Source organism: Rhodococcus sp. 05-2255-3B1, assembly GCF_002258545.1.
GTDB lineage: Bacteria > Actinomycetota > Actinomycetes > Mycobacteriales > Mycobacteriaceae > Rhodococcoides.
Genome location: NZ_NOZC01000005.1, coordinates 29060 through 43272 on the forward strand (window position 1 = coordinate 29060; position 14213 = coordinate 43272).

Consider the following 14213-nt stretch of genomic DNA (forward strand, 5'->3'; position numbering starts at 1 on the left):
ACCACTGTCAGGCGGGCTCTCTCATCACACCGACGTGACGGACGGTGTCCGACACACCCGGGAGTTCCCGAGGCTCGGACCAGGTGTTCAACCCGTCGGTGCTGTCGGAGTAGAAGTACTTTCGGTTGGTGTAGTCGTCGTAGTACAACCGCCATGTACCGTCGGGTAATTCGATGACGGTCGGACCTTCTTTCAGTGGCCCGAAATCGCGGCTGGGGACGAGGGTGTACGGACCGATCGACGACGGCGCCGTCCAGTGTTCGATGACCTTGTGGGTCTCGTTCTTGGTGAACGCGTGATAGGTCGGCCCCACTTTCACCACAGTGGTGTCGATGTGGTCGGCTCCGATGCCGACGAACGGAACCGGAAAGCTCCACATCCTCAGGCCCGGATCCAGGGCCGTCATCAGATACGGCACGAACCCACCGCCGGTGGACAGCGACACGATGACGCTGACACGGTCTCCCTCGACGAACCACTCCGGTGCCCACGCCTTCGTGGTGAACGGAGACAACGACGGTCCGTCCGAGAAGCCGGCCGATCCGCTGAACCCGGATGGGCTGGCCGAGCCGGTACCGGCTCCGGTGCCCGGGAGGAAAGCGCAGCAGAACGGAATCGGGAAGTTCTGCAGGAACGTCCAGTTCACGCGGTCACTGCTGCGCGCGAAGCCGATGTTCGCACCGCCGCCGGTCGTGTACGTCACGTAGTACATACCGTCGGTGTGCCGGAATATGCTCGCGTCACGCACGACTCCGGACGGGGGTCGGTACGCCGCTGTCTGCAGCGCTGTGAAATCGGTGCCGTCGCCGGATTCGTAGACATCCATGTCTCGATCGCTGTCGTTACCGAACGCCACCATCGTGTAGCGCCACACAGAGGGCGCAGCGGCACCGGTTCCTGCAGCAGAGAACAGCAACCCGGCGACCGCCAGGATCACCATGGGTACGACGAGAAGGAACCTGCGCGCGGTCGATATCACCGACGAAGTATGTCCGAGTCGCACGCACCATGCGTACCTTCGGTAACAGAAACAACAGATTGCTACCGATGTTGTTATGAATGCGAAATGTACTGCGTGATCGGCTTGGCCTGGTACATCTCGTGATCGGCATCGTCGAGTATGTCCAGGGCACTTCGGGTGTCGTCGCGGTCGACGGTCACGCCGCCGATGCTCGCAGTCACCGTCAACACCCGCCCCGCGACCGTGATCGGTGTGGCGAGTTCGGCGCGTACGTCGTCGGCCTCGGTCCCCACACAGTGCGAAACGACGGCCACGAACTCGTCGCCTCCGATACGCCCCACGAAGGCCTCGGCCGGAAGGGCTCGCGTCAGACGGTCTGCGACCACACCCAGAACGGCGTCGCCGACGGTGTGACCGTACAGATCGTTGATGGTCTTGAAGTTGTCGAGGTCGATGAACAGCACGGCCATCGAGTCCTCGCGATCGGACTCGGCCAACTGCTCGTCCAGACGAGCCAGGATCAACGGCCTGTTCGGCAGGCCGGTCAGGTCGTCGTGTGTGGCCGCATGCTCGAGCTTCATGCTCATCCGATAGGTGTCGGTGATGTCGACGAACGTCGCGACGACCGAGGGGGTCGGGTCGGATGCGTTGAGCATCGTCGCCGTCAAGGACAACCAGAAGTGTCGGCCGTCCCGGCGCCGTTCGATTCCGATCACGGCCTGGCAGGGTTGTCCGGTCTTGCTGGTGACGGCGACAGGATGCTCGTGCGGCTCGATCGGCCCCTCGTCGGTGCCGTACACGCGAAACGGAAGGACCGACGCCTGTCCTGCCGTCGCCATTCCGACCTGAATGTCGAGAATCGTCTTCGCTGCGAGGTTCGCCGATTCGATGCGGCCGGAGTGATCGAGGACCACCACCCCCGCCTCCAGCGATTCCACGACGGCGGTGAAGTGTTCCTCGACTCTGCGCACCGCGCTCTGGTCGGCACAGACCAACACGTAACCGTCGGGCATCTGGGCTGCGGAGACCATCACGGCCAGCGCCGATCCGTCCGCGTGCCGATGCGACTCGCACAGCCGACCACCGAGACCGAGAATGGCCGCCGGATCGCACGGCACCCCCACCGCATGCGAGACGCTACGCCCGAGTACGTCCGCGGCCGGTCGTCCGTAGACCGACTCGGCGGCGGGATTCCAACTCGACACCAGACCGTCGGCGGATACCCCGATGATGGCGTCGCTGACGTGCTCGACCAGTGCAGCTTGCTTCTGCAGCGCCCTCTGCGCAGCCTTGTGCTCGGTGAGATCCCGAAGTATCACCTGGTACGCCGGCTCGCCGTTCCAGACCGTGCGAACCGACACCGCTTCCATTGTCAGGACCGTCCCGTCCAGGGCCAGTACCGTCGCCTCCGACGCTGCACTGGCGGCGCCGTGCCTGTCGAGGGCGGCGATCCGTTCGAGCATGGGCCCAACGGACTCGGGGGCGATGAACGCCGTGATCGGGCGGCCGATGACGTCGGCGGCACTCCGGGCACGGAGATACTTCAGTCCGGCGGGGTTGAGGTAGACCATCACGCCTCGTCGGTGGACTCCGATCGCATCCGGTGAATGTTCGACGAGAACCCGATATCGATCCGCCAGTCCTGGCGACGCGGCACGTGAATCAGGGTCGCCGACGCTGTTGCGCTCCCCTGATTCCATGCTCGGTCCTCGCGTTCGTAGACGGACGGTCAACACCCGATTGAACCACCTACCGAGGCACCTCTGGAGTGTACCGCCCGATTCGGGCGCTATGCCTCTTTCTCGGCTGGACCCGGTGCCGGTTTACCGGGCTAAATCGAGGAGTGAGCCGAATCCGGTTCGCGTACCTCGAAAAGAAATGGATTTCGACGATGAGCTCTCATGGCATCGACATCACCGGGATCGGCGCACTGTCCGGCTACGGCTGGGGCGCATCCGCACTGTGGGACGGCCTCTTCACCGGCAAGGCGGCGGCCACCCTGCACCACGACCAGACCAGACCCGGGCACAATCCGGTGTGGCTCGCGAAAGTTCCCGACGGCGGGGACGAGAACGACGGATCGAGTCGATTCGGGCGTGCACTTCGCGGGGCCGCACGCGAAGCCGTCGAAGATGCGTTGGCGCGTGGCTGGCAGCCGGGTCGACGGGTGGGTCTGATCCATGCCGTCGTCCTGGGTGAAGTGGACGAGTGGCGCAACTTCTATCTGCGCGACGGCGGAGAACGCCGTGTTCGGGACTACCTGACGCTGATGCCGTCTACCCCGGTGTCGCTGTTGATGCAGGAATACGGCTTTCACGGCCCGGCGATGAACGTCTCGGCGATGTGCGCGTCGGGCAACGCCGGTCTGCTCACCGCCAAGATGTGGCTCGATACGGCATTCGTCGACGACGTGGTGTTCGTCGCCACGGATCTGTCCCTGACTCCGGAGAACATCGACCACTTCGTCAAGCTCGGCGTCGGTGTCGTGGACGTGGAGCCGCAGGAAGGCTGCCGGCCGTTCCAAGAAGGTAGCCGCGGTTTCGGAATGGGCGAGGCCGCAACGGCATTCGTACTGTCGACGCGCAGTTCGGCGTCGTACGCACGGGTGCTGGGCGGTTCGATGACACATGACGCGTTTCACGCCACCTCGATCGACCCTGCGCTCACCCAGGTGCGGGACTGCTTCGAGCAGGCCTTGGCCGACGCCGACGTCACTGCCGAGCAGGTGCGGTATCTCAACGCCCACGGACCCGGCACCGCGCAGTGCGATGCAGCGGAAACCACCATGTTGGAGACGGTGCTGGACTCCCACGCGCAGGTGTATTCGGTGAAGCCGTTGACCGGACATTGCCAAGGCGCGGCGTCGGCGATCGAAACCATCTCTGCGGTGATGGGATTCGAGCGTGGACTCGTGCCCGCAGCCCCGCAGGTATCCGATGCGCACCCGTTGCTGCTCGACGGTTTCACCGCTGCGGAGCCCGGCTTGACCGTCAAATCGTCCCTGGGAATGGGCGGACACAACTCGGTGGTGGTGCTGGCACCGGCGTGAGTGGTGCTCGAGAGTCCGGCCGCCCGTACGGTCACGGGCGGTCGGACACCCGAACCATTCGATTCGGGCTCAGCTCCGAATACTCGATGCCGCCGATGTTCGGGCGAATGCACGAGAATAGTTGGGCGGGAACCGGAGTGGCTCGCCGAGCGCACGCGCCGCGTGCTGCGCCCAGTTCGGGTTGCGCAAGATCTCCCGTGCCAGGAACACCGCGTCGGCATCACCCGAGTCGACGATTCGTTCGGCCTGGTCCGGCTCGGTGATCAAGCCCACTGCAGCGGTCGGTATTCCGGCACGGCGACGCACCTCGGCTGCGAAACGTACCTGGTATCCCGGTTCCACCGGGATACGTGCGTCGGGAACGATGCCGCCGGTGGAGACGTCGAACAGGTCCACTCCGTGGTCGGACAGTGTCGAGGCGAGCGCGACGGTGTCGTCGAGCGTCCAGCCCGGCCGTGGGTCGTGGGTGTCACCGGCGAGCCAGTCCGTGGCCGAGACGCGGAAGAACAACGGCCGGTCCTCGGGCCATTGCCGTCGGACCGCGTCGACGACCTCGACGGCGAATCGCATCCGGTTGGCGAGGGTCCCGCCGTACTCGTCGGTGCGGTAGTTGGCAGCCGGTGACAGGAACTGGTGGATCAGATAGCCGTGTGCGCCATGGATTTCCAGGACGTCGAAGCCGGCGTCGCGCGCCAGTCCCGCGCTCGACGCGAAAGCCCGCACCACCTCGGCGATCTCGTCGACGGACAGAGCAACGGGCGGCGGCGAGTCACCGAACGCCACGGCCGACGGTGCCACCGTCTGCCACGTCCGGTCCGGCTCCGTCGACCACGGCCGGCCGGTGGACGCCTTGCGCCCGCCGTGCACCAGTTGAATTCCGGCAGCGGTGCCCTGACCGTGCAGGAAGTCGATGATGCGACGGTGCGATTCGGCTTGGTCGTCGTTCCACAATCCGAGATCGAAGTCGCTGGCTCGTCCGTCCGGCATGACCGATGTGGCTTCCACCATGGCCAACCCCACCCCACCGAGCGCGCGAGCGGCGAAGTGCTGGAAGTGCCAGTCCGTCGCCACACCCGTTGCGTCGGAGGCGAACTGCATCATCGGTGACATCCAGACACGATTCCGGATCGTCGACGCGCGCAGCGTCAACGGCTCGAACAGTGCGCTCATCCCGACACCTCCGACAGAATCTCGAGGCCGAGGAAGTCTCGCCCGGCGTCGGCCAGTGCCGCTCGGTCGAGCCCGGCGTCGTCGACGAACGGTGCGACGTCGGACTCGGCCATGTCGAACGGGTAGTCCGTACCGCACAGGACCTTGTTCTCGCCCGCGTGGACACGCAGGAGCTCGAGCGCTGCGTGATCGTGCGTCACCGTGTCGAAGTAGGCCGCGCGAAACAACTCTCGTGGCGAGGCCGTGCTGCCCGCCCGAACGTCGGGACGTGCGTCCCAGGCGTGCGCCCATCGACCCAACAGATCGGGCGCACATCCGCCGCCGTGCACGAAACAGATCCGCAGATCGGGCAACTCTTCCAGGACACCACCGAGAATGCTCGACGCCACCGCCGTGGCCGTCTCCACCGGGTTGCCGACCAGGTTGGCAAGGTAGTACTTCGACCACTCGGGCCGGGGCAACTGCATCGGGTGGACCAGAACGGCCAACCGATGCGCCGAGGCCGATCGTAGGACCGAGCGCAGCACACCGACGTCGAGTGACCCGCCGCGGAGAACCGGTGGAACGGCAACGCCGACAAGCGTTCCGCGCCGGGCGATGTCTCGGATCTGTCGGTCGGCTGCATCCGCGTCGTCCAACCGCACCGACCCGAGGCCGGCCAGGCGTCCGGCCGAGTCCGTCACGACGCGGGCGAGTGCGTCGTTGAACGCGTCGGTGTACTCCCCCGCCGGAACCTCGGCGTCGACCGCGAACGCGAAGGGCGGGGCAGACAACGCGCGGAGACCGATGCCGGAGGCGTCCATGTCCGCGACGATCGCATCGACATCGCTCATCGCCTCCGTCCGGATGGACAACGGCACGTCGCCCAGGAAAAGATGACCGTCCCGATCGCGCATGGCACCGAACGGAGAGTTCGGTGGTAGACCGAACAGCTCGGTGGGGAGCCAGTGGGCGTGGACGTCGACCAGATCGGTGCTCACGACGCCGCCAGTGGCAGTGGGTCGTTGGCCGAGTCGAGGTGTTCGACGGTGGTGAACACCAGGTCGGAGGAGCCGACGTTCTCGATGTCGTGCAGAAGGTATTCGCCTGCACCGAAGCGGAAGTGGCGGGTTTCGCCCGCGGAGTAGGAGACGTCGCGGGTAGTTCCGTCGAAGGTGTGTTGGCGGGAGGTGCCGGCGTTCACCGCGGTCCAGAAGTAGTCCAGAACGTGGCGGTGGGCATGCCACCGCTCACCCGGTGCCAAGCGGATCTCCCATACCCGGACGCGATCGTTCTCGCTGAGGAGCCTCGATCCCACCTCGCCGTCGTGGGCGTGGGCGTCGAACTCCGCTCGGAGATCGTCGGACCATCCCTCGAAGTTCTCGCCGACGAGTTTTCCCGCCAGTGGTAGATCGCTGAGAAAGCTGTTCGTGGTCATCGTGTTTCCTCTCGTGGTGTCTCGGCGTCGTGTCTCTAGCGACCGGGCCCGTACAAACCGAATCTCAGGTCCTTGTCACCCGGGGTCCAGGTGTTGGTGAACTGCGAACGTTCCCCCATCGCCTTGACGCGCGCCAACAGGTTGCTGCTCAGTTCCAGCTGGCCGGGTTCCCATTTCTCCAGCGCTTCGGCGATGTTGCCGACCGACGACGTGAGCGCGTCGCTCAAGGCCCAGGCGTCTGCCGCGGCTTTGGCGGTTCCTGCGGCTGCGTGCGGGCGAGCTCCGCACGCGGCGTCTCCGATGAGGGCAACGCGTCCGCTGGCCATCTTCGTCGCTCGTGAGTCCCAGACCACCTGAATGAACGGCGCTTCGGTCGAGGTGACCACCTCTGCGGCCGCCGGGGCGAGCAAACGCGTCGCAGCGTCGCGCATTTCGTCGATGTAGCGGTCCTGTACCTGGTGCGGATGAACCGACACTTTGCCCTGGAAACCTCGCTTGTCGGTGAGCATCTCGTTCAGGTCCGGACCCTCCGCGACGTTGCGATACCAGACGTAGTTCATCAGGCGGTCCCCGACGGCCGTGCCCCGTTCGCCGGGGATCGGGTACATGGTGATCTGCGAGTTCGGGACGATGTTGTAGGTGATCGAATTGTGCAGCAGCTCGGCGGTTTCGGGGGTGAGCACTGCCTCGTCCACGGTTCCGCGCCACCCGATGTAGCCCGAGTAGGTCAGCTCCACGTCGGGATCGATGCGAGCCCGGTTCGCCGACGTCACGCCGTCGGCAACGACGACGAGGTCTGCCGTCTCGACGCGACCGCTGACGAATCGGACGGTCACGGAGTCCGCGTCTTGGTCGAAGCCGCAAGCGAATTCGCCGAGGTGGTAGTGATCGCGTCCGAAGTCGGCGAGCAGCGCGCGGTAGAACGTTCCCCACGATGTGTGCGACCACGAGCGGGCGTCCCGATCGACGACACGATTACCGGCCTCGATGTACTGGACCCAATCCGTCGTCGTGCTGACGTCCTCGGGGCGTTGCGAGCTGCGCTCGCGGAACCACCGGAGGGTGTCGGGCTGCAGCACGATGCCGCCGCCTCGACCGTCGAGGTCCGACGGTGTGCGTTCGTAGACGTCGACCTCGAACCCGAGGTCTCGGAGGAGGAGTGCGGAGGTCAATCCACCGATGGACCCTCCGATGACGACTGCTCGTGATCCTGCGTAGACGCTCATGCCGACGTTCCTTTCACTGCGGAAGGTGCCGGCGTGGTGTCGGCGGTGTGTGGGTGTACTGCATCGGTGGGAGAGGGCGCGTCGGTGGGCAGCGCTGCGTCCTTGGTCTCCGGGGCGAACGCCAGCCCGACGAGGGCGATCACGCCGGTGGACGCGAGTACCGCGGTGGCGATGCCGAGGTTGCCGCCGAACCACGACGTGGCGATGACGCCGGCCACGAGCGGCCCCGCGGCGGTGATGTAGCGACCGATGCTGTTGGCCAACGCGATTCCGCTGGCTCTCATACTCGGGGAGAACATCTCCGGGCCGTAGACGAAGTTGCCGGACAGTGCCCCGAAGAGCCCGAACCCGACGATGGGGATGACGATCAGGTACGTGGTGTACGAATGCTGGAAGGGGAACAGATAGGCGATGCTCACTCCGGAGATCACGAAGCTGACGAGAAAGGCCTTGCGTCGGCCGATCGCGTCGGCGAGGAACCCCCACGTGGCGTACCCGAGAATGCCGCCGGCGTTGAAGAGCATGGACGAGATGGCCACTCGATGATTCGCGATCTCGGTGGAGAGCGATTCGGCGCCGGCCATGGTGCGAATGATCTGCGGGTACCAGGTGGACACACTCCAGAAGGCGAGCAACGATCCGGTGGCAAGGGCGGTGCAGATCAGGGTGGCACGCAGATTCGGTGGAGAAAGCAGGCGGCGGAGAACGAACTGATCCTCCGGTCGCTCGATGCCCTTGTCCTTGCGTTGCTTTCGCCTTGCGATGACAGTCTTGATCTCCTCGGGCTCCGGGACGTAGCGGCGAAGGAACCAGACCAGGAACGCGGGGACGACGGCGAGGACCAGCATGAAGCGCCAGCCCTGGCTGCTGAGCATGCTGTACGCGAGTGCGGCGATGAAGAATCCGCCTGCGTACCCGGACATCATCACGCCACAGGCACGAGCGCGGTACTTGTTACGCCACACCTCGGCGACCAGGGCGGCACCCACGGGAGCTTCCACTCCCGATCCGAGACCGGCGATGAATCGGAGAATTCCGAGCTGCCACCAGGTGTCCGCGAACGCTGCCAGGGCGGTGAACAGTGCATAGGTGAGGATGCCGATCGACAGCACGCGCACTCGTCCGAAATAGTCGGCGAGGACTCCGAAAAGGATTCCGCCGGTTGCCCATCCCGCCAGGAAGAGTGCGACGGTCATGCCGCCGTAGAGTCCGATGTGCGCCGCGTCGACGTCGATCCCCGAGTTCGGAAGCAGGTCGGTCATGGCCGGTCCGAGCACCAGGGCGTAGAGGCTGCCTGCGAAACCGTCGAGAGCCCAGCCCATGGTGGTGCCGAACAGCACCAGCCATTGCACTCGAGTTATCTGTTGGCGCCAGCCGGGTTCGGCCGCGCTCGTTCGGTTCGTTGTCACGATGAAGTCCTTGGGTTTCGAGGGAAGGGGATGATCAGTTCAGGCGACCGGGCTCGTCGGAGCCGTACCAGTCGACGTCGTCGTCGGCGGTCCGCACCACGATGGTCTTGATCCAGGTGAAGTCGTCGAACGACTCTGTGCCGGCGTCTTTTCCGGCACCGGACTCCTTGACGCCACCCCACGGAAGGGACGGTTCGAGTCGGTGGTGGTCGTTGACCCAGACCATTCCGGACTCGATCGCTTCGGCGACGCGGTGAGCGCGTCCGATGTCGCGGGTCCAGACGCCGGCACCGAGTCCGAAGCGGTTGTCGTTGGCCATCTCGATCGCGTCCTCCTCGGTGTCGAAGGGGACGACGACGGCCACGGGCCCGAAGATTTCCTCCTGCGAGACGCGCATGGAGTTGGTGGCGTCGGCCAGCACGGTCGGCTGCACGAAGAATCCGTCGTTCAGCTCTCCGGAAAGTTCGGGAACACTGCCGCCCGCAGCGATCCGGGCACCTTCGCCGCGTCCGATCTCGATGTACTCGAGCACCTTTCGGCGTTGACGGTCGCTGATCATCGGGCCCATCTGAGTGGACGCATCGGCCGGGTCGCCGAGGCGAATCTTCTCGGCCCGCGCGACGAGTGCGGTGACGAACTCGTCGTACCGTCCACGCTGGACGAGGAATCGTGCGCCGGCAACGCAGGATTGACCGGAAGCCACGAATGCGGCGAAGGCAGCGCCCTCGGCTGCGCGGGTGGGGTCGTAGTCGTCGAAGACGATGACGGGCGTCTTGCCGCCGAGCTCGGCGGTGATACGGGCGAATCGCTTCGACGTGGCACCCGCGGCCGAACGTCCGGCCTCGGTACCGCCGGTCAGGGTGATCTTGGCGATGTCCTCGTGCTCGGTGAGCCTGACGCCTGCGTCCCTGCCACCGGTGACCACGTTGATCACACCTTCGGGGATGCCGGAATCGGTCACGATGCGAGCGATGGCGAGGGTCGTCAGCGGCGTGAGTTCGGACGGCTTGACCACCACAGTGTTTCCGGTCGCCAGAGCGGCCGACAGACTGCGAGCCAAAATCATGGCGGGGTGATTGAAGGGGGTGATGATGCCGCAGACACCGAGAGGTGCCCGCTTCTGGTAGGTAAGGTACGGCCCGTCGCTGGGCAGCACCGCATCACGCTGCGCGGCAAGCAGTCCCGCGTTGTAGCGGAACCATTCCGGCACTCGGGAGAGTTGAGCACGCGTCTCGGTGATCGGTCGACCGTTGTTCTGGGTCTCCAGTGTGTACAGCGTGTCGCTCGCCGCTTCCAACGCGTCGGCCGCACGCAGGAGCGCCTTGGCTCGTGCCGTCCGGCTCATCCGCGGCCACGGTCCCGACTCGAACGCTGCTTTGGCGACCGCCACCGCATTGTCGACATCGACGCCGACACCGTCGGGCACGGTTGCGATCGAGGATCCCGTAGCCGGGTTGACGATGGTGAGTTCGCGGCCGCTTTCGGCCGGAACACTTTTGCCTGCGATGTACATCGAGTGCTTGGTCATGTGAGTCTCGTTTCGTCTGTGCTGCTGCCGTCTGCGTCTATTGTGCGATCCACATCACAGCGTGACTATGTGTGTGCAAACATAAAAGAACGACTGCAATGTGCATCGGCCCATCGAGAAGCAGGACACACATGCCGACCGACCCCATTCACACGTCCAGTGCGCCTACCGCCTCCCTCGGCGTTCGAGAGCTTCCGGAATTACGCCGGTGGCTCGCGAGCGTTCAGCGGATCACCAAGACCGTGGCTACCGGTCGTCCGCTGACGGAAGTGCTGGATCTGATCGCCGACACCGCCGCCGAACTGATGGGATACGAGTTCTGCGGAGTTCTCATTCCGGACCCGACACGGCGAACGCTCGTGATCGAAGGGTCCAGCGGGCTGTCCGCTCACTACATAGCGCAGGTCAACGCCGACCGGCCGGTGCGCCTGGATCAAGCCGAGACAGTCGAGGCACCGTCGAGTACAGCGTTCCGGACCGGATCGCCGGTGGCGATCTCGGACATCGAAGCGACACCGCAGTTCGCCCCATGGGGTGGAGTGGCACGCGAGCAGGGCTACCGCTCCATGATCTCGGTGCCGCTGATGGAATCCGAGGGTGTGGCCATCGGAACTCTCAACTGCTACCGGCGATCCATCTATGACTTCGCCGGAGAAGAGATCGCCCTGCTCACCATGTTGGCCGACCATGCCGCAATCGCACTCACGACCTCACGCTTGCGGTCCGAGGAATCGAAGCGGATGGACGAGTTGGTGGTCCTCAACGACGAGCTCCACCAGCAGCGAGACCTGCTACAGAAATCGGAGGACATCCACCGCAGACTCACCGAGATCACGCTGCGTGGCGGCGGGGTTCCTGGCATCACGACGGCACTGTCGATACTGATCTCCCGCGCGATTCTGATCGAGGACACGCACGGGGCGGTACTCGGCCGGTCCAGCCGAACCGAGCCGTTCCCCGACGATCGAGTCCGAACGACGTCCGACAACCTCGATGGCAGCGAATTTCGTTGCCACTCGGTCCGTCTCGCCGAGATGGAGGTGGCGCGAATTTGGATTGCGCCGGGACGGTCCCCACTGTCGTCCATCGAAGAACGCGCAGTGGAACACGCCGCTCTGGTCACGTCACTGGAACTTCTGCGCACCAGAACAGCGGACGAAGTGAGGTGGAGGTTGCACGGGGATCTTCTGAGCGATCTGCTCAGCGGCGAGACCGAAGCGATGGGCACCGTTGTCGAACGTGCCGGCCGACTGGGCCATGACCTGACACTCGATCATCGGATGGTCGTCGTCGCGCTGAGCGGAATCGACCGGGCACTCGTCGACACGGCCCTTCAACGGGCGATCGGCCGAATCGACGATTGGGCCGAGACCATGACGCCCCAGCCGTTGTCCGCGGTGCACCACGATCGCATCGTCGTGTTGGTACCCGACATCGGGCTCACTCGGCGGGCGCGGGACGACATCGCCGAGAAGATCCGAGGACTCGCATCTCCCACCACTCCGAAAGCGGCTGCGACGTCGATAGAAATCGGAGTAGGGTCCGGCCTCGCGGACTACGCCCTCGCACACCGGTCCGCGGTGGGAGCGCTCGAGATGCTCGCGTTGACCCGCAGAACGGGTGCCTCGCTGTCGCTGGACGATCTCGGACTGGTCGGATTGCTGCTCCAGCTGGACGATACCGAGCAGCTCTTGCGTTACACGGACCGAGTACTCGGACCTGTCCGAAGGCATGACAGTGCACGTGGAACCGATCTGATGGGAACGTTGCGGGCATACCTCGCGTGCGGACTGCTGTCCGGCGATACCGCTCGCGCACTGCACATCCACCCCAACACGGTCGGTCAGAGACTCCGCCGAATTCAGACGTTGACGGGAATGGATCTGGCACGCCCCGACCACGCGATGGAGATCGCAGTGGCCCTGACGGTCGGCGACGTCGGCGAGTCCTCGCGTACGGGCTGAGCACTCGAGACGGGTACGAGCAGCAGATGTGGCCCTATGATGTGACACAGGACACTCGTGGAATGAGGTAGGGCGATGTGGAACTACATCTCTGGATTGCTGCGAATCGGTTCGCACGCCATCGTGTTGGAGCCGTCGAACCGCCCTCAGCTGTGCGCAATTTCGGGTTGGGCCGTCGCTCATGGAGCCAGAAAGGAATGCCTGCATCCTGTTCGGTTCACCGACTGAGCCTGCAGTTCGCGCAGCAGTGTCGAGGAACGGCCTTCAGATCGAGGCCGTTGCACCGCAGATTCCGCATTCCTCGAACTCGACCCGCTTCCACCGAGCAACGGGGACGAAGAACAGCGTGAATTGCTGGTATTGCTTCATGCGCGCCCACTGCGTGGTGTTGTGGCACCGCGGGCAGGTCCGCGTCGAGCCTGGGCCGACGTGTTTGCGCTTGCTGCCGAAACCGAAGAGTAGGAACATCACCCCAGCATAGGTGTCACGGACATCTGCCGAACTCGGCGCAGCACGGTCACCGTCGCGTTCTTCTCGACTGTGACCGTGCCGGCAGGGTTGGTGTCAGCTCGCGATCATGCCGTGTGGATCGATGACGAATTTCTGGGCGACTCCGCTGTCGAATTCGCGGTAGCCCCGCGGTGCGTCGTCGAGGGTGATGACCGTCGCGTTCACCGCCTTCGCGATCGAAACACGTTCCTTCAGAATCGCATTCATCAACTCGCGGTGGTAGCTCATCACCGGGCACTGCCCGGTGGCGAACGACAGCGACTTGGCCCAACCGGTGCCGAGGCTGAGCGACAGAGCTCCGCGCTGAGCAGCCTCGTCCACGCCGCCGGGATCGCCGGTCACGTACAACCCCGGGATGCCGATGCCGCCGCCTGCCGTGGTGATGTCCATGAGCGAGTTGAGAACCGTGGCCGGGGCCTCCTTCGACGAATCTCCACCGTGACCGCGGGCCTCGAAGCCCACCGCATCCACCGCGGCGTCGACCTCAGGCACGCCGAGAATCTGTTCGATCTGATCCTGCGGTGCACCCTTGCCCACGTCGACGGTCTCACAGCCGAACGTTCGCGCCTGGGCCAACCGGTCGGCGTTCATGTCGCCCACGATCACCACCGACGCTCCCAGCAACTGCGCACCGACCGCAGCAGCGAGGCCGACCGGTCCCGCGCCCGCGATGTACACCGTCGCACCGGGTTTGACTCCTGCGGTGACCGCTCCGTGGAAGCCGGTGGGGAAGATGTCCGAGAGCATGGTCAGGTCGAGAATCTTCTCAAGAGCCTGATCACGATCGGGGAACTTCAGCAGGTTGAAGTCTGCGTACGGTGCCATGACGTACTCGGCTTGTCCGCCCACCCCCCCCCCCCCTTTGTCGTAGCCGCAGGGCGAGGCCAGGTGATCGGGGTTGGCTGTGTGACAGAATTCGGTCTTGTTGCTCCTTCTGTTTTTGCACCCCCCCGCGGGGGAGTTTGACAGGGATGTGCGA

The 14213-nt window shown here is 64.9% G+C and carries 12 protein-coding genes; 2 read left to right on the plus strand and 10 right to left on the minus strand.

Translation table 11 applies throughout. From position 1 onward, the window contains the following. Positions 1-7: 7 nt before the first annotated feature. Together CH249_RS04095 and CH249_RS04100 are read right to left on the minus strand one after the other, a co-directional pair. Positions 8-940, minus strand: a complete 933-nt coding sequence (locus tag CH249_RS04095) for an arabinofuranosidase (protein WP_094645500.1) — start codon at positions 938-940, stop codon at positions 8-10. 113 nt (positions 941-1053) lie between these two features. Continuing rightward, positions 1054-2661 carry a bifunctional diguanylate cyclase/phosphodiesterase gene (locus CH249_RS04100; RefSeq protein WP_094683306.1) on the minus strand — a complete coding sequence of 536 codons (1608 nt, stop codon included), beginning with the start codon at positions 2659-2661 and terminating at the stop codon, positions 1054-1056. 191 nt (positions 2662-2852) lie between these two features. Between CH249_RS04100 and CH249_RS04105 the strand changes: the two genes are divergently transcribed. Continuing rightward, a complete protein-coding gene (locus CH249_RS04105) occupies positions 2853-4010 on the plus strand; it encodes a beta-ketoacyl synthase N-terminal-like domain-containing protein (RefSeq protein WP_045196137.1) in 1158 nt (385 codons plus the stop codon). Between the two features lie 69 nt (positions 4011-4079). Here CH249_RS04105 and CH249_RS04110 read toward each other — a convergent pair whose 3' ends face one another. The 6 genes from CH249_RS04110 to CH249_RS04135 are packed head-to-tail and all read right to left on the minus strand — an operon-like array spanning position 4080 to position 10745. Further along, positions 4080-5180 (minus strand): NADH:flavin oxidoreductase/NADH oxidase, encoded by a 1101-nt coding sequence (locus tag CH249_RS04110; RefSeq protein WP_094683305.1) that lies wholly within the window; start codon positions 5178-5180, stop codon positions 4080-4082. Continuing rightward, positions 5177-6160 carry an amidohydrolase family protein gene (locus CH249_RS04115; protein ID WP_094645503.1) on the minus strand — a complete coding sequence of 328 codons (984 nt, stop codon included), beginning with the start codon at positions 6158-6160 and terminating at the stop codon, positions 5177-5179. Before CH249_RS04115 ends, CH249_RS04110 begins: the two co-directional genes overlap by 4 nt. Beyond that, positions 6157-6597 carry a hypothetical protein gene (locus tag CH249_RS04120; RefSeq protein WP_094645504.1) on the minus strand — a complete coding sequence of 147 codons (441 nt, stop codon included), beginning with the start codon at positions 6595-6597 and terminating at the stop codon, positions 6157-6159. The genes CH249_RS04115 and CH249_RS04120 overlap by 4 nt, the downstream gene beginning before the upstream one ends. A 35-nt stretch (positions 6598-6632) precedes the next feature. Next, complete coding sequence (locus CH249_RS04125; RefSeq protein WP_094645505.1) at positions 6633-7823, minus strand: FAD binding domain-containing protein; 1191 nt, start codon at positions 7821-7823, stop codon at positions 6633-6635. Further along, positions 7820-9232 carry an MFS transporter gene (locus CH249_RS04130; RefSeq protein ID WP_306436626.1) on the minus strand — a complete coding sequence of 471 codons (1413 nt, stop codon included), beginning with the start codon at positions 9230-9232 and terminating at the stop codon, positions 7820-7822. Before CH249_RS04130 ends, CH249_RS04125 begins: the two co-directional genes overlap by 4 nt. A gap of 34 nt (positions 9233-9266) precedes the next feature. Continuing rightward, entirely contained in the window at positions 9267-10745 is a 1479-nt protein-coding gene (locus CH249_RS04135) for an aldehyde dehydrogenase (protein WP_094683349.1), read from the minus strand. Between the two features lie 146 nt (positions 10746-10891). Here CH249_RS04135 and CH249_RS04140 point away from each other — a divergent pair, with 146 nt between their 5' ends. Continuing rightward, a complete protein-coding gene (locus CH249_RS04140) occupies positions 10892-12724 on the plus strand; it encodes a GAF domain-containing protein (protein ID WP_179273127.1) in 1833 nt (610 codons plus the stop codon). 264 nt (positions 12725-12988) lie between these two features. On the opposite strand, the gene CH249_RS04145 is transcribed toward CH249_RS04140, so the two are convergent. Continuing rightward, positions 12989-13192 carry a zinc-ribbon domain-containing protein gene (locus tag CH249_RS04145; protein ID WP_094645507.1) on the minus strand — a complete coding sequence of 68 codons (204 nt, stop codon included), beginning with the start codon at positions 13190-13192 and terminating at the stop codon, positions 12989-12991. Positions 13193-13288: 96 nt separating this feature from the next. Continuing rightward, positions 13289-14213, minus strand: a 925-nt coding sequence (locus CH249_RS04150; RefSeq protein WP_373454413.1) for a formaldehyde dehydrogenase, glutathione-independent, incomplete at its 5' end; no start/stop codon positions are given.